Here is a 20,885-nt window from a genome sequence, read left to right as displayed (position 1 = left end):
GTCAGCCTGAGACGGGTTTGAGCGAGACGGCGAGCCCGGCGCCCGCAAGCGCGGACAGGGCGAGGCCAATCATGACCCACGGACCGGCGAGTTGATAGAGCCCCCCCATGACAAGGCCATAGACCAGCAAAAGCACCCCGATCACCGTGTTGGACACGGCGGTGTAGCTGGCGCGCGTGTCCTCATCGGCGAGATCCACCAGATAGGTGGAGCGGCCCAGCCGAACGCCCTGATGGCCGAAGGCGAGGATGAACAGGATCGCCGCGTGAAACAGCATCAGCTCGGCCCAGGGTGCCTGCATCAACAGGCTCGCCCCGCTGGCGAGACATGCGACCGCGCCCGCGAGGCCGCCTGCGGCCAGCACCCAGCGGCTGGAGCGATCTGCGAGTCGTCCCCAGGCCCAACCGCTGACAAAGCCCGCCCCGGCGGAGGCCAACAGAAAGCCGCCCAGACCGGCCAGCTCTGCGCCTGTTCGTTCCTGCGCAGCGGAGACGAGGAAGGGCGGTGCGATGGAGGTGGCGATCATCAATGTGCGCGCGGCGACGAACTTGGCAAAATCGAGGTCGGTCCACAGAAGGCGGACTTGCTTGATCGCCTCGGGAAACGCGTTCGCGCCGCCCTCGGTCGAGCCGGGCGCTTCAGCGAGCTGGAGGTAAACGAGGGCGGCGATCACCCATAGCGTTGCGCCGAGAAACAAAAGGCCGGCGATGACCGGCGCGCCGGTGTCGGGAGAAATGACCAGGAGGCCCCCGAATATGACTGCGACCAGCCCTGACACCGTGGTGGCGTACCCGCTGACGGCTCCGCGGCGGGTTTTGGAGACGGTCTTTCCGAGCACATCCTTGTGGCTGACCGAGCAGAGCGAGCGCGATACGGCGAAGGCGGCGACCATGCCAATCAGCAGCCAGCCGGCGAGGGCGCCGTCGAGCGTCAGAGCGATGACGCCCATGATCACAAGCGCCAGCGCTTGGCCGAGCGAGCCCAACGCCCAGACATATTTGCGTTTCTCGCGCTGGCGAATGGCTGCGGCGATAAAGAGCTGGGGCAGGAGGGCGCCGGCTTCTCGCACGGGCGCCAGGAGACCCACCAGAAAGGCCGGGGCGCCGATCGCGCCCAAGAGCCAGGTGAGCGTGAGCTTGGGATCAACCAGCGCATCGCCGGTCTTGGTCAGGCTGAGTGAGAGGGTGGAGAACACCCAGTTGCGCGGCTGGTGCTGGCACGCGCTTTCAGGGACATCCTTGCAGACCCGCGCTTCGTCATCGTCGTAAAGCGCGGAATAGACGGTCTCGGAAACCGTGTCAGCAGGCGTCTCGCTCATGGATACTGACCTCTCACGTCAACCGTGAGACTGAGCTAGACCGATGGATTGATCAGAACAGTCTCTGCATCCGGCTCGCTGCCTTCGGCGATGCGCACGCATTCCGCCGACACGCGCGCCTTGCCCTCGGCCACCAGCTTCAGACAGGCGGGGTAGAGCTTGTGCTCGGCTTCGAGAACCCGAGCGGACAGGGTGTCAGGCGTATCGCCGGCCATGACCGGGACAACCGCCTGACCGATGATCGGGCCGTCATCCATTTCTGCGCGGACAAAGTGAACGCTGCAGCCATGCACGCGCACGCCCTGTTCCAGCGCCCGCTCATGGGTGTGCACGCCCTTGAAGGCGGGCAGGAGAGAGGGATGGATGTTGATCAGCCGGTCGCGCCATTTCTCGACGAACCAGGGCGTCAGGATGCGCATGAAACCGGCGAGGCAGACGATCTGAACGCCCGCTTCACGCAGTTTGGCGTCCAGCTCCTTCTCGAAGTCCTCGCGGTCTTCAAAGAGGGTGTGGTCGATGAAGCCTGTGGGCACATCGACCTTGCGCGCACGCTCAAGACCCTGCGCGCCCGCCTTGTTGGACAGGACGAGAACGATCTCGGCCGGGTAATCCTCGTTCTGGGCCGCGTCGAGCAAGGCCTGAAGGTTCGATCCCCGACCGGAGATCAAAACGCCGACTTTGGTTTTCGCCATTCTTAGCTCGCCTTCAAAACGCCAATCACGCTCGCGGTTTCACCCGCTGCGTTTAACGCCTCGCAAATCGATTGCGCCTCGGAGGCCTCGACAGCGAGGATCATGCCCACGCCGCAGTTGAAGGTCCGGCGCATTTCGCTCTCGGCCACATTGCCAGCTTCGGCCAGCCATTTGAACACGGCGGGACGCTCGAAGCTGTCATAGTCCACCTCGAAGGTCAGGTGATCGGGCAGCATGCGCGGCGTGTTCTCGGTGATGCCGCCGCCGGTGATGTGCGCCAGACCCTTGATGCGGCCTTCGCGGATCAGCGGCATCAGCGCTTTGACATAGATGCGGGTCGGCTCGAGCAGGGCTTCCGCCAGCTTCTTGCCGGGCGCGAAAGGCGCGTCGCTGTCAAAGTCGAGACCGGCATGATCAATGATCCGGCGGATCAGGGAATAGCCGTTCGAGTGCGGACCGGAGGAGGCGAGGCCGATCAGGGCGTCACCCTCTTTCATCAGATCATGGCGGGGCAGAAGCGCGCCGCGCTCGGCGGCGCCGACGACAAAGCCCGCAAGGTCAAAATCCTCGCCTGTATACATACCCGGCATTTCTGCGGTTTCGCCGCCGATCAGCGCGCAGCCGGACTGACGGCAGCCTTCAGCGATGCCCTCGACCACGGACGCGCCGCGCTGGGGATCGAGTTTGCCGGTGGCGAAGTAATCGAGGAAGAACAGCGGCTCGGCGCCCTGGGCCAGAATGTCGTTCACGCACATGGCCACAAGGTCGATGCCGACCGTGTTCACGATGCCGGAGCTGATGGCGAGCTTGAGCTTGGTGCCCACGCCATCAGTGCCGGACACCAGCACCGGATCTTTGAAGCCGGCGGCCTTGAGATCAAAGGCGCCGCCAAAGCCGCCCAGCCCGGTATCGGCGCCAGGACGGGCGGTGGATTTCGCCAGCGGCTTGATCGCCTGGACCAGCGCGTCGCCTGCATCAATGCTCACGCCGGCTTCAGCGTAGGTCAGTCCGGATTTGTTGGTCGCGTCGGATTGGGACACGGGCGGCTCCCTTGGCCAAGTCGTCAGGTTTTCGCGTGCATAGCGCGCAATTGCCAAAAGCGCGAGGGGGCGGGGCGCCGCAACAGGGTTCACCGCAGCGCCCAAGCGCGTATAGTCGCCGTCGAACTGGCGCATTAGGGGATGACCATGCAAGCGATCAGGCAGGCGATGCAATGGGCTTTGGCGGGATTGGCGGCAGGAGCCATGACGGCTTCCGCTCTGGCGGACAGCCCCTTCACTGTGGATGGCGTCGCCATTGATGCGCGCGCAGACAATGCGACCGAAGCGCAGCGCGCCGCCTTGCAGCAGGGTCAGACCCAGGGCGCGATCGAGCTGATCGAGCGATTGACGCTGCCTGAAGACCGCATGGAATCAGGATTGCCGGTCGTCTCGGCTGATGACGCCGCGAGCCTGCTCGCGGGTTTGCAAATCTCTGACGAGCAACGCTCGGCCACGCGCTATCGTGGTGTTCTGAGCCTTGATTTCGACCCGCGCGCCGTGCGCCGCTATCTGACCGGGCTGGGCGTGCCTTTCGTGGAAGCGCAGGCTGCGACCGTGGCGGTGATTCCCGTGACCGAACGCTCAAGCGGCGAACGCGTGCTGGGCGGGGACTGGCATGAAGCCTGGCTGCATGGCGGTTTTGAACACGCCCTGACCCCGGTCGAGGTCGTCCCGTCCGATACGGTGATGCTGGATCAGGTCGTCGCGCTTGATCCCGCTGCCTTGCAGATGGTCATGGAAACCACGGGGCACGATCAGGTCATGGTGCTGGTGGCGCGACAGGATGCGGGCAATACGCGCGCAGCGGGCGTTCTTGTCAGCTTTGACGCGGACGGCGTCCTGCAACGCGAAACCGTTGATCGTGTGAACGTTGCGGGCGGCTATGCCGCGGCGGCCCGCGCCATTCTCGAGCCGCGCGAGCAAGCGTGGAAGCGCGCCAGCGTGGTGCGTGACATGAGCGTGGCCGAGCTGGATGTGAGCATCCTTTTTGACAATCTCGCCGAATGGCGTGAGCTGCAGCAGGCGGTGACGGGCGCGTCCCTGATTCAGAATGCGCGGCTCGACGCCGTCTCGCGCACTGGCGCAGCGATGACGATCACCCATCGCGGCGCGCGTGAACAGGTCATGGCCGAACTGCGCGCCCGTGGCGCAGTGCTGGCTGAGGAAGAAACGCTCGGGTGGACGGTACGCAGCCGCTAATGAAGCCAGGACAACTCGCGCTCGATCTGGTGCTGGAGCCCGATTATCGGGCGGAAGCCTTTGCCGTCAGTGAAGCGAACGCCGCCGCGCTGGCGCTGGTCAATCGTTGGCCGCGCTGGCGTCAGGGGCATCTCCTGCTGGTCGGGCCCGCGGGCAGCGGCAAGACCCATCTTTCCCATATGTGGACCGCGCGAACCCGCGCCATGCGTCTTGAGCCCGCGACCCTGTCCAAGGGGCTGAAGGCCGTAGGGCGGGGCGCAGCGGTGCTGGTTGAAGACTGTGACAGGGGCGTGGATGAAGACGCGCTCTTTCACCTTTTGAACCGGGCTGCGGGTGATGCGGGCGTGACCGTTCTGATGACCGCTGGCAAGGCGCCTGCGGAATGGCCGGTCAGCCTGCCGGATCTCGCCTCGCGCCTGATTGCGACAGAGACGGCGGTGCTGCATGAACCCGATGACGCGTTGCTCAGACAGGTCATGGAAAAGCTCTTCCGGGACAAGCGCACGCCGTTGTCACCAGGAGTTCTTGAATATCTGCTTGATCGCATGGAGCGTTCGGTTGATTACGCGAGGCGACTGACAGCCTGGCTCGATCGTGAGGCGCTGGCCCGCAAGGGACCGGTTACTCGCACCCTTGCGCGCGAGGCATTGTCAGTCCTATCCAGTTGACGCAACGCGCCCTTCGCCTGTTTGGAGCCCCGTGATGACCGACGCATCGCCTTCATCCTCCGGATCCCCGACTGATGTGGAGGCTCTGATGGCGTCTCCGGATCGGTTCCTGAACCGGGAGCTGTCCTGGCTGCAGTTCAACTGGCGGGTCATTGAGGAAGCGCGCAATCCGCGCCATCCGGTGCTGGAGCGCCTGCGCTTCCTGTCGATCTCGGCGAGCAATCTGGATGAGTTCTACATGGTCCGCGTGGCGGGCCTGCGCGCCCAGGTGCGCAACGGCATGGACCGTCCCGGCATGGACGGATGTTCGCCCGCCCAGCAACTTGACCAGATCAACGAGGCGGCCACCGCCCTGATGACAGCTCAGCAGGAGACCTGGCGCGAGCTGCAGGACCTTTTGGCGGCGGAGGGCGTGGAGCTGGTTGAGCAGGAGACGCTGACCGCCAAGGAACGCGAATGGCTGCGCGATGATTTTCTGGCGCACACCCTGCCGGTGATCACGCCGCTGGCGATCGACCCTGCGCACCCGTTTCCCTTCATCCCCAATCTGGGCTTCGCCCTGATGCTCAAGCTCAAGCGCCAGCGCGACGGGCGGATCATGAATGCGCTCCTGCCCATGCCGGCAGGCGTGAAGCGCTTCATCGAGATCCCGACCGACCGGGTGGATGAACAGGGGCGGCCGGTCAAACGCTTCATCGCGCTCGAAACCATCCTGATCCTGTTCATGGATGCGCTCTTCCCCGGCTTTGATCTGGTGGGCAAGGGCGCATTCCGCATCATTCGCGACAGCGATATCGAGATCGAGGAAGAGGCCGAGGATCTGGTGCGCGAGTTCGAGGCGCTGCTCAAGCAACGCCGTCGCGGGGTCCTCGTGCGCCTGAAGATCGAGGCGGGCATGCCTGAAGAGCTGCGCCGGTTCATCACCCAGCAGCTGCATGCGGAGAAACAGGACGTGCAGCTGGTGGACGGGCTTCTGGGCATGGCGCAGCTGGGCCAGATGATCCCCGATGAACGTCCCGAGCTGAAGTTCGAGCCCTATGAGCCGCGCTTCCCCGAACGCATCAAGGATCATGGCGGGGATGTGTTCGCAGCGGTGCGCGCCAAGGATCTGGTGGTTCACCACCCCTATGAAAGCTTTGACGTGGTGGTGGAGTTCCTGCGTCAGGCGGCGCGGGACCCGGACGTCATCACCATCAAGCAGACGCTATACCGGACCTCAAAGGATTCCCCCATCATCGCAGCCCTGATCGAGGCGGCGGAAGCGGGCAAGAACGTCACCGCGCTGGTGGAATTGAAAGCGCGCTTTGATGAAGAGGCCAATCTGCGCTGGGCGCGCGATCTCGAGCGCGCGGGCGTGCAGGTTGTCTATGGCTTCATCGAGTACAAGACCCACGCCAAGATATCGCTGGTGGTGCGTCGTGAAGGCTCTGAGTTGCGCACCTACGCCCATTTCGGCACCGGCAATTATCACCCGATCACCGCGCGCATCTATACCGATCTGTCGCTGTTCACCGCCGATCCGGCTTTTGGCCGCGATGCGGGTCGCATCTTCAACTATGTCACCGGCTATGCGCGTCCCCAGACGCTTGAAAAACTGGTGATCAGCCCGATCAGCATGCTCGAATTCATTTGCGAGAAGATCGACCGCGAGATCGAAAACGCCAAGGCGGGCAAGCCTGCGGGCGTGTGGGCGAAGATGAACTCTCTGGTGCATCCGCGCGTCATCGACAAGCTCTATGAAGCCAGCCAGGCCGGGGTGCGGGTCGAGCTGATCATGCGCGGCATCTGCTGCCTGAAACCGGGCGTGCCGGGCCTGTCAGAGAATATCCGCGTCAAATCGATTGTCGGACGGTTTCTGGAGCACTCACGCATCGCCTGCTTCGCCAATGGCGCGCCCATGCCCGGTCCGCAGGCTGAGGTTTACATTTCCTCCGCAGACTGGATGCCGCGCAATCTCGATCGCCGGATCGAGACCCTGTGTCCGATCGAGAACCCGACCGTTCATCGTCAGGTGCTTGATCAGATCATGGTCGCCAACCTCAATGACGAGACCCAGAGCTGGTACATGAACGCAGATGGCTCCTATACCCGCTTTGATACCGAAGGCGTGGACGATCCGTTCTCCGCGCACGCCTATTTCATGACCAATCCGTCCCTGTCCGGTCGCGGCGAAGCGCTCAAGCAGGACCAGCCGCCGGCCTTTCCCCATGTGGGCCCGCGCGACTGATGGGCGTGCGTGACATTTTCGGGTTCGGCAGTGCGGAGCCCCGCCTGAAAGGCCGCGATGTGGCGGTGATCGATGTGGGTTCCAACTCGGTCCGACTGGTCCAGTTCCGGGTCAAGGGCCGGGTCCTGCTGCCGGTCTTCAACGAAAAGACCATGGCCGGGCTGGGCAAGGGCGCCGCTGAAACCGGCCGACTCAATCCTGAAGGCGTGGAAGCCGCGCTGCGTACGCTGAAGAGGTTCACGCGCTTGCTGGACGCCAAGGGCGTGACCACGCGCGGCGCCGTGGCCACCGCGGCCGTGCGCGAGTGCGAGGACGGTCCGGACTTCGTCGAGCGCGTGCGTCAGGAAACCGGCCTTGTGATCGATGTCCTCAGTGGCGAGGAAGAGGGGCGCTATTCCGCCCTGGGCGTTCTGGCCGGCGTTGGCGACGCCTGGGGCGTGGCGGGCGATCTGGGCGGGTCGAGCCTTGAGCTGACCGGGCTTGATCGCCGGTCGACGCAAGGCGCGTTGACCTTGCCGCTGGGCCCGCTGGCGGTGAACGCAGCAGGGACGAAGGCCGAAGATCTGCGCGATCATGTGGATTCACAGCTCGAGCGCGCCTCGGATGTGCTCAAACAGACCGGCGAGACGTTTTATGCCGTGGGCGGGGCCTGGCGCTCTTTCGCCAACCTTTCCATGAGCATGCGCAATTATCCGCTGCGCCTTTTGCACGAATACGAGATGAGTCTAGATCAGGTGCGGAAGACCGCCCAGTTCGCGATGAGCCAGAGCGAAAGCTCGCTGGCGTCGGTGCCGGGCGTGTCGTCCAAGCGCGCGGCGACCCTGCCTTACGCCGCCCTGCTGCTCGAGCGGATCATGAAAGCGGGCGGTTTCAAGCGCGTCGTCTTCTCCGCCTATGGCCTGCGCGAAGGGGTGGTGTGCGTCAGCGATCCTTCCCTGGTCGAGGAGGGCGATCCCTTGATTAGCGGCGCCGAGATCATGGCGCTGTCCGCTTCGCCCGAGCCGGGCTTCGGCCCGGCGCTGGCGGACTGGCTGGAGCCTGCCTTCACAGGCGATATCCCGGTTTTTGGCGAGGCGCAGGACAAGCGTCTGCGGGCGGCCGCGGCGCGGTTGAGCGATATCGGCGCGCGGCTTCATCCCGATCATCGCGGCGATCTGGCCTTCACCCAGGTGCTTTATGCGCCGATCGGCGGTTTGAGCCATGCTGAACGCGCCTTCCTCGCGCTGACCTTGCACCACCGCTATGAGGGCAAGGCGTCACGGGGAGAGGATTGCGTCTCCACCCATCTTCTGGATGACGCCCAGCGGACGGCGGCCTTGAAGCTGGGGCTCGGCATGCGGTTCGGTGCGGCCTTGTCGGGGCGCACCGGGCAGCTTCTGTCCTCCTTTGTCTTGACGCGGACAGAAGATGCGCTCGTGATCACGCCTGCAGCGGATGCAAGCGATCTGATCGTGGAGCGGGCGCTGCGGCGGTTCGAGCAATTCTGTGCGGCGATGGAGCTCAAAGCGGCGCCTGAAGTCTAGGGCGCGCGCCTGTCGCCGGGCTGGGGAGAGACGGATTTGAACCTTGCATCCTATTTGCTCCTGTCCACCGTCATGGTGGTTCTGACCACCGCGATCCACATGGCGGGGCTGGCCGCGTTGATTGCGATCATGCGCTGGCGGGAAGGGCGGTCGAGCTATGTCGCGACCGCCTGGTGGCAGATGGGACTGATCCTGGGCGTGATGCTGACCCTGTTCTTCCTGCATGCCGTGGAGATCTGGGTCTATGCCGCGCTCTACCGGCTGGGCGGCGTGGTCGATACATTTGAAGCTGCGCTCTATTTCTCCACCTCCACCTTCACCACAGTGGGCTATGGCGACATTGTTCTGGGGCCTGGCTGGCGCGTGCTGGCCGCGATCGAGAGCGCCAATGGCTTCCTGCTGCTGGGCTGGTCCACAGCGTTCTTGCTGCAGGTTGTGAGCCGGTTGCGCTCGGTGGAGTTCCGCTGGCTGGATCGCCGCGAGGACGAGGCGGAGCTGTTTGAAGCGCGCAAGCAGGCCAAACGCGAGCAGGACGCGGATTAGACGAACATCTACCCCGACTTGCCCACCGCCTGCGGGGCGCGCTAAACCGGCGACACAAATTACAGAAGTTCCACAGGACCGGACATGTTCAACAAGATCCTCATCGCCAACCGCGGCGAAATTGCTGTGCGCGTCATCAAGACCTGCAAGCGGTTGGGCATTCCCACCGTGGCGGTCTATTCCGAAGCGGACGCGGATACGCTGGCGGTGGAAATGGCCGATGAGGCGGTGTTCATCGGCCCGCCCGCGCCGGGCGAATCCTATCTGCAGATGGACAAGATCATTCAGGCTTGCGTCGACACCGGCGCAGACGCCGTCCATCCCGGTTTCGGCTTCCTGTCTGAAAACTCCGCTTTCCCCAAGGCGCTGGCTGAGAAGGGCATCGCCTGGATCGGGCCGAATCCGCACGCCATCGCGGCCATGGGCGACAAGCTGGAATCCAAGAAACTCGCCGCCGAAGCGGGCGTGAACACGGTTCCGGGCTTCAAGGGCGAGATCGAGGACGATCAGCAAGCCGTCGAAGTCGCCAATGACATTGGCTATCCGGTGATGATCAAGGCGTCTGCAGGCGGTGGCGGCAAGGGCATGCGCATTGCTCGCTCTGAGGCGGAAGTGCGCGAAGGCTTCCAGGCGGCGCGCAATGAAGCCAAATCCTCTTTTGGCGATGACCGCATCCTGATCGAGAAATTCGTCGAGAAGCCGCGCCATATCGAGATCCAGGTGCTGGGCGACAAGCACGGCAATGTGGTCCACCTCAACGAGCGCGAATGCTCGGTCCAGCGTCGGAACCAGAAAGTGCTGGAAGAGGCGCCGTCGCCCTTCCTGGACGAAGCGACCCGCAAGAAGATGGGCGATCAGGCCGTGGCGCTCGCCAAGGCTGTGGACTATGACAGCGCCGGCACCGTCGAGTTCATCGTCGACCCGGAGCGCAACTTCTACTTCCTGGAAATGAACACCCGTTTGCAGGTGGAGCACCCGGTCACCGAGCTGACCCACGAGATCGATCTTGTGGAACAGATGATCCGCGTGGCCTCGGGGCAGGAGCTGGGCTTCAAGCAGAAAGACATGACGATCAAGGGCTGGGCCGTGGAAGCGCGCCTGTATGCCGAGGATCCGTATCGTGGCTTCCTGCCGTCCATTGGCCGCCTCAAGCATTATGCCGAACCGCTTGAAGGCCCGATGGGCCAGGGCGCGCTGCGCATTGATTCCGGCGTGCGCGAGGGCGACGAGATCTCCATGTTCTATGACCCGATGATCGCCAAGGTCATCGGCTATGGCGACAGCCGCGAAGCGGCGATCGACGCCTTGTCCGAAACCCTCGACCGTCTGCATGTGGACGGGCTGCAGTCGAACGCGCCCTTCCTGTCCGCCGTTCTGGATGAGCCGGACTTCAAGGCCGGGCGCATCCATACCGGCTATATCGAGGAGCATTTCCCCGAGGGCTTCAATGGCACGGCGCCGACCGAGTTCCAGCTCAAGATCATGAGCGCCGCCGCCGCCTTCATGCACACCGTTTTTGTCGAGCGCGCGGCGCGGGTTTCAGGCCGGATCACGCCTCTGCCTGAAGAGGGGCTGGCCCATGAATGGGTGGTGATCCTCAACGATCAGCGCTTCCCGGTGGAGCTGCGCATTCCTGAAGGCGCGATGGATATGGATGAGGCGGGCGCGGAAATCTGGGCGCCGGGCCTGATCGCCGAGCCGGTCGTGCTGACCACAGGGTGGAAGCCGGGCGAACACATGTTCGAAGGCACGCTTGATGGTCAGGACTTCTCGCTGTTCGTGGCGGACCGCACCGAAGGCTACAAGCTGCGCCATCGCGGCTATCGCGCCGACGCGCTGGTCTGCACGCCGCGCATCGCCGAGCTGCACGCCCGCCTGCCGGAAAAAGAGCCGGTGGACACCGCCAAGTTGATCACTAGCCCGATGCCTGGCCTTGTGGTCTCCGTCGCCGTCGAGGCGGGCCAGGAGGTCAAGGCCGGTCAAGCGCTGATGGTTGTTGAAGCCATGAAGATGGAAAACGTACTGCGCGCCGAGCTGGATGGCGTCATCAAGTCGGTCAATTGCGAAGCGGGCGCGTCGGTCGCTGCAGACGAGCTGCTGATCGAGTTCGAGTAGGTCTTCTGGACCCGCTGACACAAAAAAGGCTGCGCTCGGATGAGCGCAGCCTTTTCTTTGGCCGGGACGGCGCTGGTGTCTAGAACCAGCCCTTTTTCTGGACCTCATAGGTCTCGGTGAAGGCGTCGTCGTCCTTGGTGAGGTAGATGATGCCTTCGATCAGGGCGATGACGCCGATGATCAGGGACGGGATGCCGAACAGGATCCAGCCCAGCAGCCAGACCAGAAGCATAATGATGCCCGGGCCGCTGAAGCCGAGATAGAATTTGTGGATGCCCAGGCCACCCAGGAAGATGGCCAGCAGGCCCGCCACGATCTTGTTCTTGCTGCCAGCGGCGGCCGGAACAGACAGCGGGAAGATGTTGATGGCTTCGCCGCCCGCTTCTGCGACTTCAAAATCAACTTCTGCGCCGATCTTGATCTTGGTCACATCACCGCGGAATTCGGTGCCCTTGAAGGTGTAGCGAGCCCCGTCCTGGCCGCTGATCAGGCCTGATCCGGATGCGGGATTGTACTCGAGAATTGAGCCTTTCATGGCCTGTTCCTTCCAGATGTTTCTCGCTGCAATGGTTCAGCGGGGGAGGGGAATCAATAATCAGTCTCAGAAAACCCTGCCTGAAGCCTGAAAGCAAGGTCCGCCGCCGTTTTGAGAGACCCCGCCAAGTCTAAAGCAGACCAGAGATATCCACAGCTTACCCAGACTTCATTTGACGTGGAAGCATTCCGGCGGGCAGGGTGTAGGATCAATTCAGGGAGTCTTGAATGAATCTGGGTCACATCCTGTTCAGCCCCCACGGGCGCATCAGCCAGAATGAATACTGGCTGGGCATGCTCATCGTGGTTGCGGCCAATCTGTTTCTGACCCCTTTGCCCTTTGTGGGCGGCCTGATCTTTCTGGGCCTGATTTATGTGGGCGCCGTAGTGCCGGCCAAGCGCCTGCATGATGCGGACAAGACCGGTTGGATCCATCTCATTCCCTGGGCGATTTCCCTGTCCCTTCTGGGGTTCGGCGTTGTCGCCGCTGGCGGGGCGGCGCTTGCGCCTTTCCTGGATGTGGTCGGTAAGCCCGGCGGCTGGGAGATGCTGGAATCGGGCGATTTGTCGCCTCAGGCGACGGCGCAGCTGGTCAGCGGCGGCGTATTGGCCGCAGGCGGCCTTTTGCTCTTCTGGTCGCTGTCCGCCCTGACCTGGCTGGTCTACACGATCTGGGTCGGCACGCTGGGATCTGACCCTGAGGACAATGTATACGGCCCGGCCTCTCAGCAGGCGCAGTATGCCCGCGCAGCAGCCCGCTCGGCGGGTGCGCCGCCTGCGGAAGGCTAGCGTTTCAGGACGCGTCGCCATTGCCCCGTCCTGCGGTTCAGGGGAGAGTGGCGAAGGCTGTCGCCTGAGCGGCAGGATACGACACAGACTCACTTGATAAAGGGGACCTCATGAGCCTTGTAGCCTCCATGTTCTCAGCTAATGGCCGTATGGCCCCGGCCGATTTTCAGAAAGCCGGTCTGATCCTGGTCGCGATCACCTTTGTTCTGGGCCTGTCTCCGCTGATCCTGCCGGTCGCGGTGACCCTTCTGGTCTCGGTGATCAGTCTGGTTCTGATTTATCCTTGGGTCTGCATCTGGTCCCAGCGTCTTCATGATGCCGGCAAATCTGGCTGGCTGTTCCTGGCCATTCTGGTGGCCTGGCTAGTCGTTGGCTATGTGGGCAGCCAGACCGTCTCGAGCATTTTCGCCGGTGAGGCGACACGAATGGTGGCCAATGCTATGGAGACCGGAAATCCGGACGCCATGATGCAGGCCAGCGAGGCGGCCTCCAAAGCAACAGCGCTGCCGGGCTCTGTCATGAATGCGCTGATTGCCATCGGCTTCATCTTCGCGGGCAACGCCATCCTCAAGCAGGACCCGCAGGAAAACCGCTATGGTCCGGTTCCGGGTGCGGAAGGCGCGCCGGAAGCCATGCCGGCGGAGTCTCCGGTCGAGACGCCAGAAAATCCCGATCAGAACTGATCATATTCGCCCGCGCTTGCAGGGCGGGCTTGCCATAGACGCGCGCTCCGTTTCATACCGGGGCGCGCGTTTGTCTATGAGGAACCGGCGTGACCCAGCCCAGCTTTGATCTGAAGACGGCCTTCATGCCGGTCTATCGCTCGACCGAGGACGAGTTCTGGATCGGGTTGGGCGTGATTGCGGCGCTGGATGCGCTGCGGATCAGTTTTTCGCCGGCAGCGGGGCTGTTGTCCTGGCTGGTGATCGCCTTCTTCGTCAGCACGGTGTTCATCAACCGCTACCGCGCGCTCGGCAAGCCGTCCCTGCTGGTGCTGGGGGTGCTGGCGGGAGCAACGGTGGTGAAAATGCTCACGGGCCTGTTCGCCATGGCGGTGCGGGCCTATCCGCAATTCGTGTCCTTCCTGGAAAGCCAGGGCGTGAACATGAATGATCCCGCCGCCGTTCAGGCTGCAGCGTCTGATCCGGTGATCCAGCAGGCCTATCAGAACCGGCTCAGCTCTGATCCTGACTTCGCCATGGCGATTTTGCACGCTGGGGCCTGGCCGTCGGTCTGGGGCTTCTGGCTGGTACTGGCCGCGGTGGGCTACTGGACCGCGCGCCGCTAGGGCGGGCTAGACCGGCGGGTCTTCGGGGCGTGTCGCGCCGAACACGCCTTCAAACGCGCGTTTGAGCGCCAGGTCCGCATCATCCATCGTCACCGGCAGGCCCAGATCCACAAGGCTGGTCACCCCATAGCGCGGGTCAGAGATGCCGCAGGGCGTGATCCCGCCAAAGTGAGACAGGTCCGGCTCCACATTCAGCGCAATGCCGTGAAACGACACCCATCGACGCAGGCGAATGCCGATGGCGGCGATCTTGTCTTCGCGCTCGGGTCCGCCCGGCTGGGTGCGGTCCACCCAGACGCCGACACGTCCGCAGCGCCGCTCGCCGGTGACGTTGAACGCGTCGAGCGTGTCGATGATCCATTGCTCAAGATCGCGTACGAATTTGCGCGCGTCCCGACCGCGCTCGCGCAGGTCAAGCATCACATAGGCCACGCGCTGGCCGGGACCATGATAGGTGTATTCGCCGCCGCGCCCCGTGGCGTGGACCGGGAAGCGATCCGGATCCTGCAGGTCTTCGGGCTTGGCGCTGGTCCCTGCGGTGTAGAGCGGGTCGTGTTCGAGCAGCCAGATCAGCTCGCTCGCCTCACCGCGGGCGATGGCTTCGGCGCGGGCTTCCATGGCGGCCACGGCGTCGGGGTAGGGGACGCGGGTCTCGGACACCGCCCAGCCGATCGTGTCTGTCATGTTTTGCACGCCTTTAACTGTCGAGAAACCGTAGCGGAACATCGTGAGCGAAGACGCGCATGGCAAGGGCTATGCGACTTGCAGCAACAGTGATGCACACTCCATGAGCCAACTCGGCGCCGTTCAGGTTGAAATTTCCGTCCTTCTGGGCCGGTCCAAGCTGCCTATTCACCAATTCCTGCGCATGGGCCGGGGTGCGGTGATTCCGCTGGACGCCGCCGAGCATGACGAGGTGTGGATTCTGGCCAACAACCATCCCATCGCCCGCGGCGAGATTATCATCCAGGGGGATCGCGTGGCGGTCTCCATCACTGATGCAGCTGACGTTCACGACTATTTTGCTGCATAAGCCCAGCACATAGGGGCTTCACAAGCGGGTCGGGGGTTGGTACATGCCCGCTTCCCAATTCGCGGCCGTGGCGGAATTGGTAGACGCGCAGCGTTGAGGTCGCTGTGGGGTAACTCCCGTGGAAGTTCGAGTCTTCTCGGCCGCACCATATTTCTCGCTTCTCTGAAGCGCTGACAGACAAGCCTGACGCCGAGCGTCAGGCTTTTTTGTTTTTTTGCTTCAACCGCATTCGCTGTCTCGATTTCGTCGCGGCGCGCGCCTATCCTGTCGTCTGCACCCTGACTCCCCCTTCCAGACAGACGTGAGGCGCCATGACGCAACCGGTTGAAGAGCTGCACCGTGATGATGTGACGACCGGCATGGATCTGCCTGAAGGCGTGCTGGTGGAGCTGATCGGCGCCATCGCCGATGGCGATTCCGTTCTTGTCCGTCAGCTGCTTGAACCGTTGCACCCCGCTGATATCGCCGACCTGATCGAGCAGTTGAGCTGGGATCAGCAGCGCCATCTGGCCGAGCTTGATTCGGCGGTGTTCAGTGGCGAGGTCATCGCCGAGATCGGCTATGACACCCGCGCTGGTATTTTCGAACTGCTCGAGCCCCAGCAGATCGTTGAAGCGCTCGACGAGCTGGATTCCGACGACAAGACCATGGTCGTCGAGGAGCTCGAACCGGAAGTGCGTGAGGCGGTTCTGGCGGCGGTGTCCGCGGAAGACCGCGAGCATCTCGAAGCGTCTCTCTCCTTTGAAGAGGAGACGGCGGGCCGCCTGATGCAGCGCGAATTCGTGGCGGCGCCATCCTTCTGGACCGTGGGTCACACGATCGACCATATGCGTCTGGCTGGCGAGGAGCTGCCGGATCTGTTCTTCGAGGTCTTCATCGTGGATGAAGGCTTCCGCCCGATTGGCGCGGTGCCGGTGAGCCGTCTGATGCGCTCCCAGCGCCAGACGCCGCTCTCAGAGCTGATGGAATCGGCGAAAATCACCATCCGGCCCGAGGATGACCAGGAAGACGCGGCCTATCTGTTCGAAAAATACCACCTGATCTCGGCGCCGGTGGTGGATGATTCTGGCCGCCTGAAAGGCATGCTGACGGTCGATGACATCGTCGATGTCATCCAGGAAGAGAACAAGGAAGACCTTCTGGCGCTGGCCGGGGTGAACGAGGCGGGTCTCGCCGACACCGTCTGGGAATCGGTCAAATCGCGCGCGCCCTGGCTGCTGGTCAATCTGGGAACCGCCGTGCTCGCCTCTCTGGTGATCGCGCTGTTTGATCAGGCCATCGCGCAACTGGTCGCGCTCGCCGTGCTCATGCCCATCGTCGCCTCCATGGGCGGAAACGCCGGCACACAGTCACTGGCCGTTGCGGTGAGGGCGCTCGCCACGCGTGATCTGACCGGGGCGAACTCCTTGCGCTTTGTCTGGCGCGAAGCCGCCGCCGGTCTGGTGAATGGTCTGATCTTCGCGGTGGTCATGGGGATCATCGCGACCGTCTGGTTCCAGGAGCCGGAGCTGGGCTACGTCATCGCGGTCGCCATGGTGATCAACCTCGCCATCGCCGGTCTTGCGGGCGTGCTTGTGCCTCTGGGGCTCAAGCATTTCGGCGCCGACCCGGCGGTCGCGTCCTCGGTTTTCGTGACAACCGTGACCGATGTTGTGGGATTTGTCGTGTTTTTGGGCCTGGGCGCCCTTGTTCTGCTTTAATCAGTCGCAACTTAATAGACGACCGAGACCCTGAGGGAGGCCCTGACATGAAACATACCGCTCTGGCGATCGTTGTCGCGCTGGCGGGGCTCTCGCCTCTGGCCGCGCAGGAACCCGTTTCCGAAGCGCCTGTCTTTGACAGCGGCTTGCGCCTGTCGGGCCCCTGGGCCATCGGCCCGCGTCTGGACCAGGCGCGCGCCGGTCTGTCCGCCACGGTGCTGGATGGCCGGGTCTATGCCGCTGGCGGCGCCGGGCTCGCCAGTCCGCGCGATGCTCTGGAAGTCTATGACCCCGAGACGCGCGCCTGGCGCGTGCTCAAGCCCATGCCGGTCGGCCTGGAGCGCTTTGGCATGACGGTGATGGGCGACAAGATCTGGGTCGCGGGCGGCTATTCCTCTGAAGGTGGGGCCGAGCCCATCGACAGTGTCTGGTCCTATGATCCGCTCAGCGACACCTGGAGCGGGGAGACCGCTCTGCCGGGGCCCAAGGCCAGCCTGTCGCTGGTGGCGCTGAACGACCAGCTCTTCGCGCTTGGCGGTGAGGACGGCGCGCCCGGTCTGTTTGTCTACGATCCTGAAGCGCAGAGCTGGAACGCCGCTGAAGCGCCCGCCGAGATCAATCGTCGCGGCGCGGCGGCTGTCGTTGTGGGGGAAGAAATCTGGCTGATTGGCGGCGCCCGGGACGGGCACGCCATGAACCGGGTCGATATTTACCACACAGTGTCCCAATCCTGGCGTCGCGGACCGGATCTTCCTGAACCGCGTGCCGGTCATGCGGCGGCGGTTCTGGACGGAGCCATCCATGTCTTTGGCGGCCGCAGCGCTGACATGCGTCGCACGCTGGCCAGCCATGTCATGCTGGAGGCGGGCGGCGAAGACTGGCGCGCCTTGCCTGACATGCCTGCGGCCCGCACAGAATCAGGGGTTGTCAGCATTGACGGGACGATTTGGTTAATTGGCGGAGGATCGGGCGCGGGCTTCTTTGCGCCCTTTACCGCCTTGGACGCGGTGGACATTTTCTCACCGTCATAGCCGCGACGGTCCTGAGTTTGCATCGCGGTTCTTAACGTAGAACTCAACCGTTTCGAAACGGGACAGCGATGACACCGCGTTTGAAATCTTCCCGCGCCGCGCGCGACCTGATCAAGGCTCACGAGCCCTTCCTGGCGACCGCCGAACGGCGTGGCAAACGCTGGGTCGTCGGCTATGGCCACACCGCCGCCGCCAAGGAAGGCGTGTCGCTCAAGCCCGAAGATGCGGAACTGCTTCTGATCTATGACGTGATGCGCGCCGAGCAGACGCTCGACGCCTGTGTGGGCGCCGAGATGGCTGCGCCCATGCGCGATGCGCTGGTCTCGTTTGCGCTGTCGGTCGGTTTGCGGGCCTTCAAGGTGTCAGACGTGGCGCGTCTGGCGCGTGATGGCCGTCACCGGGAAGCTGCGGCTGCGATCGAGACCTGGGTGCGCGCTGATCAGGATGGGCGCCTTGTGGTGTCTGACCGTCTGGTGGCGCGTCGGGCCGCGGAAAAAGCGCTCTATCTGAGCGGGCTCGAAGACAGCGCCGCCCAGATTGATGCGCCCGTCAGCCCGGTCGCCGAGCCGGAAGCGGCGGAGCCTGTCGCTGAACCGGTCGAAGTGTCTCAAGCCCCTGTGTCAGACGTAGAGCAAGAGGCCGCGTCCCAAGACGAGGTCGAGGTTGAGCTTGAGACCGAGACGCCCGCTAGCGAGGACGCTGCGCCTGTCGCAGAGCCTGACGCGCAGGCGGACGTTGAACAGCCCGGCCTGGTCGAACTCGATATCGCCTTTGAGTTTCCCGAGGACGATCGTGAGGTCATGCAGGTTGAAACCGCGATGGTCTCCGAGGCGGAGCCCGCGCCTGAGGCCGAACCAGTCGAACAGGGTGAAGCGCCGGCAGAAGACGAGGCGTCTTCGGACGCCGAGCCGGAGACGGTTCGTGAGGAGCCGGCCCCGCTGGCTGTGAGCGAAGACGCGCCCGCTGAAGAAGCCGAGGACGTCAAGGCGGCTCAGGATGCGGCTATTGCCCAGGTCATGGCGCGCATGGCGCGTCAGGTGTCCGCCAGCATTGCACCTGCATCTGCGCCCGTGGCTCAGGCTGAAGCCGAAGCCCCGGTCCAGCTGGGCTACAGCTTCCTGTCCACCGCCCATGTGGGGCTGCCGTCCCAGGCGCCCAGAACGCGTCTTGAAGAGACCGCTGCGCCCGTGGTGCGCCCGAATGCGGCGTCCTCCAGCCTGTTCAGCTCGCCGTCCGTGCCGCTGAGCGCTTTGCAGAGCTCTCTGAAGGTCTCCACCATCAAGGTGACGCCCATTGCGCCTCAGGCTCTGCCCCAGGCTGCGACAGAAGAGGTGAAAGCCTCCGAGCGCGCCGCCGAGCTGGCGGATCGTGAAGATGTGATTTCGGTCGATGTGAACCTCGATCAGGACGCCGAGCCGATTGACCGTGCGTCCGAGACGCAAGGCGCATCGCTTGAGGTCTTCTCCGCCCCGCCGCATCCCGCACTGGCGCCGGCGTCTGCCCCGGGCATGTCCGGTGATGTCGAGGGACCGGACCATCCCGACAAGGATGCCGAGGATGTTCACGCGGATATCCATGAGGATGCCGATGTGCTGGATCCGGCCGATGTGTCGGGCGGTGAGACCGCCCCGTTTGAGGACGCCGAACCGTCCCAGCGTCAGGGCGGGGACGTCATGTTCTACACCTCGCTTGGCATTGGCGCAGTGATGGTGGGCATTGGCGGCTGGGATGTGGTGTCCAACATGGGCGCCTATATGGATCTGGGCCTGTCCTATTCCCCGCTTGGACCTGTGGTGTTCGGGGCTGGCGTCCTTCTGTGCACGGCGTCGAGCTGGTTCATCTTCGGCCGACGCAACGAGAAGTAGGGGCGAGGGGCGTTTTCGGCGAGATTTGTGCGAACTTGACGCGCCGGACGCGCGTGGTATCTCGCCGTCTATGATTTCGAACCAGTACCCTTCGCTCGAGTTCCCGCTCGGCGACACCGCGGACATGCTGCGCGATACCGTGCAGTCGTTCGCGTCCGATCATATCGCTCCGCGCGCCGCCGAGATCGACGCGAAGGACGAGTTCCCCGCAGACCTGTGGAAGAAAATGGGCGAGCTGGGCCTTCTGGGCCTGACCGTCGAGGAAGAGTATGGCGGTTCCGGCCTTGGCTATGTGGAACACTGCCTCGCCATGGAAGAGATCTCCCGCGCCAGCGCCTCGGTCGGCCTCAGCTATGGCGCGCACTCCAATCTGTGCGTCAACCAGATCCGCCTCAACGGCTCTGAAGAGCAAAAGCAGAAATACCTGCCCAAGCTGATCTCCGGCGAGCATGTGGGCGCGCTGGCCATGTCCGAACCCGGCGCAGGCTCAGACGTCGTCTCCATGCGTCTGAAAGCGGTGAAAAAGGGCGATCACTACGTCCTGAACGGCAACAAGATGTGGATCACCAATGGTCCGAGCGCGGACACGCTGGTGGTTTACGCCAAGACCGATCCCGAAGCGGGCTCCAAGGGCATCACCGCCTTCCTGATCGAGAAGGGGATGAAGGGCTTCTCCATCGCCCAGAAGCTCGACAAGCTGGGCATGCGCGGCTCTGAAACCGGCGAGCTGGTCTTCCAGGACTGCGAAGTGCCGGAAGAGAACGTGCTGGGCAAAGTGGGCGGCGGCGTCCGCGTGCTGATGAGCGGTCTCGATTACGAGCGCTCCGTGCTCTCTGCGGGCCCGGTCGGCATCATGCAGGCCTGCATGGATGTGGTCATGCCCTACGTGCATGAGCGCAAGCAGTTCGGCCAGCCGATCGGCGAGTTCCAGCTGATCCAGGGCAAGATCGCCGACATGTACACCCGCATGAACGCCTCGCGCGCCTATGTGTACGCGGTGGCGCAGGCCTGTGATGCGGGCAAGACCACCCGTCAGGATGCGGCGGGCGTGATCCTGTTCGCCGCCGAGGCCGCCACCCAGTGCGCGCTCGACGCCATCCAGATCCTGGGCGGCAATGGCTATATCAACGAATACCCGACGGGCCGCCTGCTGCGTGACGCCAAGCTCTACGAGATTGGCGCCGGCACCAGCGAGGTGCGCCGCATGCTGATCGGCCGCGAGCTGTTCAACGCAACGAAATAAGGGCTGAGGCGTTGTTCTCCTGTCGAAGAACACGACGCTCCCCGTAATCTTTTGAGCCCGCGCTTCGGCGCGGGCT

The 20,885-nt window shown here is 63.7% G+C and carries 19 protein-coding genes and 1 tRNA gene; 15 read left to right on the top strand and 5 right to left on the bottom strand.

The features are described from left to right. Position 1 precedes the first annotated feature (1 nt). The 3 genes from ACFELO_RS08205 to purM are packed head-to-tail and all read right to left on the bottom strand — an operon-like array spanning position 2 to position 3,050. Entirely contained in the window at positions 2-1,318 is a 1,317-nt protein-coding gene (locus tag ACFELO_RS08205; protein ID WP_440957290.1) for an MFS transporter, read from the bottom strand. Between the two features lie 35 nt (positions 1,319-1,353). After that, entirely contained in the window at positions 1,354-2,010 is a 657-nt protein-coding gene (gene purN, locus ACFELO_RS08200; RefSeq protein WP_440957289.1) for a phosphoribosylglycinamide formyltransferase, read from the bottom strand. 2 nt (positions 2,011-2,012) lie between these two features. After that, the gene (gene purM / locus ACFELO_RS08195) at positions 2,013-3,050 is read right to left on the bottom strand and encodes a phosphoribosylformylglycinamidine cyclo-ligase (protein ID WP_440957288.1); all 1,038 of its coding nucleotides are present in this window, start codon (positions 3,048-3,050) and stop codon (positions 2,013-2,015) included. Positions 3,051-3,197: 147 nt separating this feature from the next. Here purM and ACFELO_RS08190 point away from each other — a divergent pair, with 147 nt between their 5' ends. From ACFELO_RS08190 to ACFELO_RS08165, 6 genes are all read left to right on the top strand, one after another. Then, the gene (locus ACFELO_RS08190) at positions 3,198-4,250 is read left to right on the top strand and encodes a DUF2066 domain-containing protein (RefSeq protein WP_440957287.1); all 1,053 of its coding nucleotides are present in this window, start codon (positions 3,198-3,200) and stop codon (positions 4,248-4,250) included. After that, positions 4,250-4,918, top strand: a complete 669-nt coding sequence (locus tag ACFELO_RS08185; protein ID WP_440957286.1) for a hypothetical protein — start codon at positions 4,250-4,252, stop codon at positions 4,916-4,918. Before ACFELO_RS08190 ends, ACFELO_RS08185 begins: the two co-directional genes overlap by 1 nt. A 34-nt stretch (positions 4,919-4,952) precedes the next feature. Continuing rightward, positions 4,953-7,145, top strand: coding sequence for an RNA degradosome polyphosphate kinase (locus tag ACFELO_RS08180; RefSeq protein WP_440957285.1), 2,193 nt, complete (start codon positions 4,953-4,955; stop codon positions 7,143-7,145). Then, positions 7,145-8,668 carry a Ppx/GppA phosphatase family protein gene (locus ACFELO_RS08175; RefSeq protein WP_440957284.1) on the top strand — a complete coding sequence of 508 codons (1,524 nt, stop codon included), beginning with the start codon at positions 7,145-7,147 and terminating at the stop codon, positions 8,666-8,668. Before ACFELO_RS08180 ends, ACFELO_RS08175 begins: the two co-directional genes overlap by 1 nt. A gap of 36 nt (positions 8,669-8,704) precedes the next feature. Continuing rightward, entirely contained in the window at positions 8,705-9,211 is a 507-nt protein-coding gene (locus ACFELO_RS08170) for a potassium channel family protein (RefSeq protein ID WP_440957283.1), read from the top strand. An 84-nt stretch (positions 9,212-9,295) separates the two neighbouring features. Then, entirely contained in the window at positions 9,296-11,326 is a 2,031-nt protein-coding gene (locus ACFELO_RS08165; RefSeq protein ID WP_440957282.1) for an acetyl-CoA carboxylase biotin carboxylase subunit, read from the top strand. A 79-nt stretch (positions 11,327-11,405) separates the two neighbouring features. On the opposite strand, the gene ACFELO_RS08160 is transcribed toward ACFELO_RS08165, so the two are convergent. After that, positions 11,406-11,861 carry a TM2 domain-containing protein gene (locus ACFELO_RS08160; RefSeq protein ID WP_440957281.1) on the bottom strand — a complete coding sequence of 152 codons (456 nt, stop codon included), beginning with the start codon at positions 11,859-11,861 and terminating at the stop codon, positions 11,406-11,408. A gap of 227 nt (positions 11,862-12,088) precedes the next feature. Between ACFELO_RS08160 and ACFELO_RS08155 the strand changes: the two genes are divergently transcribed. The 3 genes from ACFELO_RS08155 (at position 12,089) to ACFELO_RS08145 (ending at position 13,937) form a co-directional block, all read left to right on the top strand. Beyond that, positions 12,089-12,649 (top strand): DUF805 domain-containing protein, encoded by a 561-nt coding sequence (locus tag ACFELO_RS08155; protein WP_440957280.1) that lies wholly within the window; start codon positions 12,089-12,091, stop codon positions 12,647-12,649. 110 nt (positions 12,650-12,759) lie between these two features. Beyond that, the gene (locus ACFELO_RS08150; RefSeq protein WP_440957279.1) at positions 12,760-13,332 is read left to right on the top strand and encodes a DUF805 domain-containing protein; all 573 of its coding nucleotides are present in this window, start codon (positions 12,760-12,762) and stop codon (positions 13,330-13,332) included. 89 nt (positions 13,333-13,421) lie between these two features. Beyond that, positions 13,422-13,937 (top strand): hypothetical protein, encoded by a 516-nt coding sequence (locus ACFELO_RS08145; protein WP_440957278.1) that lies wholly within the window; start codon positions 13,422-13,424, stop codon positions 13,935-13,937. A gap of 6 nt (positions 13,938-13,943) precedes the next feature. On the opposite strand, the gene lipB is transcribed toward ACFELO_RS08145, so the two are convergent. Next, positions 13,944-14,621, bottom strand: a complete 678-nt coding sequence (gene lipB / locus ACFELO_RS08140) for a lipoyl(octanoyl) transferase LipB (protein ID WP_440957277.1) — start codon at positions 14,619-14,621, stop codon at positions 13,944-13,946. Positions 14,622-14,724: 103 nt separating this feature from the next. Between lipB and ACFELO_RS08135 the strand changes: the two genes are divergently transcribed. The 6 genes from ACFELO_RS08135 (at position 14,725) to ACFELO_RS08110 (ending at position 20,809) form a co-directional block, all read left to right on the top strand. After that, positions 14,725-14,970 (top strand): FliM/FliN family flagellar motor switch protein, encoded by a 246-nt coding sequence (locus tag ACFELO_RS08135; RefSeq protein ID WP_028284815.1) that lies wholly within the window; start codon positions 14,725-14,727, stop codon positions 14,968-14,970. 61 nt (positions 14,971-15,031) lie between these two features. Further along, a tRNA-Leu gene (locus ACFELO_RS08130) sits at positions 15,032-15,118 on the top strand. A gap of 163 nt (positions 15,119-15,281) precedes the next feature. Next, positions 15,282-16,670 carry a magnesium transporter gene (gene mgtE, locus ACFELO_RS08125; RefSeq protein WP_440957276.1) on the top strand — a complete coding sequence of 463 codons (1,389 nt, stop codon included), beginning with the start codon at positions 15,282-15,284 and terminating at the stop codon, positions 16,668-16,670. Between the two features lie 47 nt (positions 16,671-16,717). Further along, the gene (locus ACFELO_RS08120; protein WP_440957275.1) at positions 16,718-17,701 is read left to right on the top strand and encodes a Kelch repeat-containing protein; all 984 of its coding nucleotides are present in this window, start codon (positions 16,718-16,720) and stop codon (positions 17,699-17,701) included. Between the two features lie 80 nt (positions 17,702-17,781). Then, the gene (locus ACFELO_RS08115; protein WP_440957274.1) at positions 17,782-19,566 is read left to right on the top strand and encodes a glycoside hydrolase family protein; all 1,785 of its coding nucleotides are present in this window, start codon (positions 17,782-17,784) and stop codon (positions 19,564-19,566) included. Positions 19,567-19,636: 70 nt separating this feature from the next. Then, positions 19,637-20,809 carry an isovaleryl-CoA dehydrogenase gene (locus ACFELO_RS08110; protein WP_440957273.1) on the top strand — a complete coding sequence of 391 codons (1,173 nt, stop codon included), beginning with the start codon at positions 19,637-19,639 and terminating at the stop codon, positions 20,807-20,809. Positions 20,810-20,885: the final 76 nt, after the last annotated feature.

This window comes from Oceanicaulis sp. LC35, from assembly GCF_052055585.1.
GTDB lineage: Bacteria > Pseudomonadota > Alphaproteobacteria > Caulobacterales > Maricaulaceae > Oceanicaulis.
The sequence above is the reverse complement of the archived record's forward strand: the minus strand, read 5'-3'. Positions and strand labels throughout refer to the sequence as shown.

Coding starts and splice junctions, on each gene's coding strand:
- ACFELO_RS08205 (WP_440957290.1), bottom strand. CDS start 1,318: ATGAGCGAGACGCCTGCTGACACGGTTTCCGAGACCGTCTATTCCGCG.
- purN (WP_440957289.1), bottom strand. CDS start 2,010: ATGGCGAAAACCAAAGTCGGCGTTTTGATCTCCGGTCGGGGATCGAAC.
- ACFELO_RS08190 (WP_440957287.1), top strand. CDS start 3,198: ATGCAAGCGATCAGGCAGGCGATGCAATGGGCTTTGGCGGGATTGGCG.
- ACFELO_RS08185 (WP_440957286.1), top strand. CDS start 4,250: ATGAAGCCAGGACAACTCGCGCTCGATCTGGTGCTGGAGCCCGATTAT.
- ACFELO_RS08180 (WP_440957285.1), top strand. CDS start 4,953: ATGACCGACGCATCGCCTTCATCCTCCGGATCCCCGACTGATGTGGAG.
- ACFELO_RS08175 (WP_440957284.1), top strand. CDS start 7,145: ATGGGCGTGCGTGACATTTTCGGGTTCGGCAGTGCGGAGCCCCGCCTG.
- ACFELO_RS08165 (WP_440957282.1), top strand. CDS start 9,296: ATGTTCAACAAGATCCTCATCGCCAACCGCGGCGAAATTGCTGTGCGC.
- ACFELO_RS08160 (WP_440957281.1), bottom strand. CDS start 11,861: ATGAAAGGCTCAATTCTCGAGTACAATCCCGCATCCGGATCAGGCCTG.
- ACFELO_RS08155 (WP_440957280.1), top strand. CDS start 12,089: ATGAATCTGGGTCACATCCTGTTCAGCCCCCACGGGCGCATCAGCCAG.
- ACFELO_RS08150 (WP_440957279.1), top strand. CDS start 12,760: ATGAGCCTTGTAGCCTCCATGTTCTCAGCTAATGGCCGTATGGCCCCG.
- lipB (WP_440957277.1), bottom strand. CDS start 14,621: ATGACAGACACGATCGGCTGGGCGGTGTCCGAGACCCGCGTCCCCTAC.
- ACFELO_RS08135 (WP_028284815.1), top strand. CDS start 14,725: ATGAGCCAACTCGGCGCCGTTCAGGTTGAAATTTCCGTCCTTCTGGGC.
- mgtE (WP_440957276.1), top strand. CDS start 15,282: ATGACGCAACCGGTTGAAGAGCTGCACCGTGATGATGTGACGACCGGC.
- ACFELO_RS08120 (WP_440957275.1), top strand. CDS start 16,718: ATGAAACATACCGCTCTGGCGATCGTTGTCGCGCTGGCGGGGCTCTCG.
- ACFELO_RS08110 (WP_440957273.1), top strand. CDS start 19,637: ATGATTTCGAACCAGTACCCTTCGCTCGAGTTCCCGCTCGGCGACACC.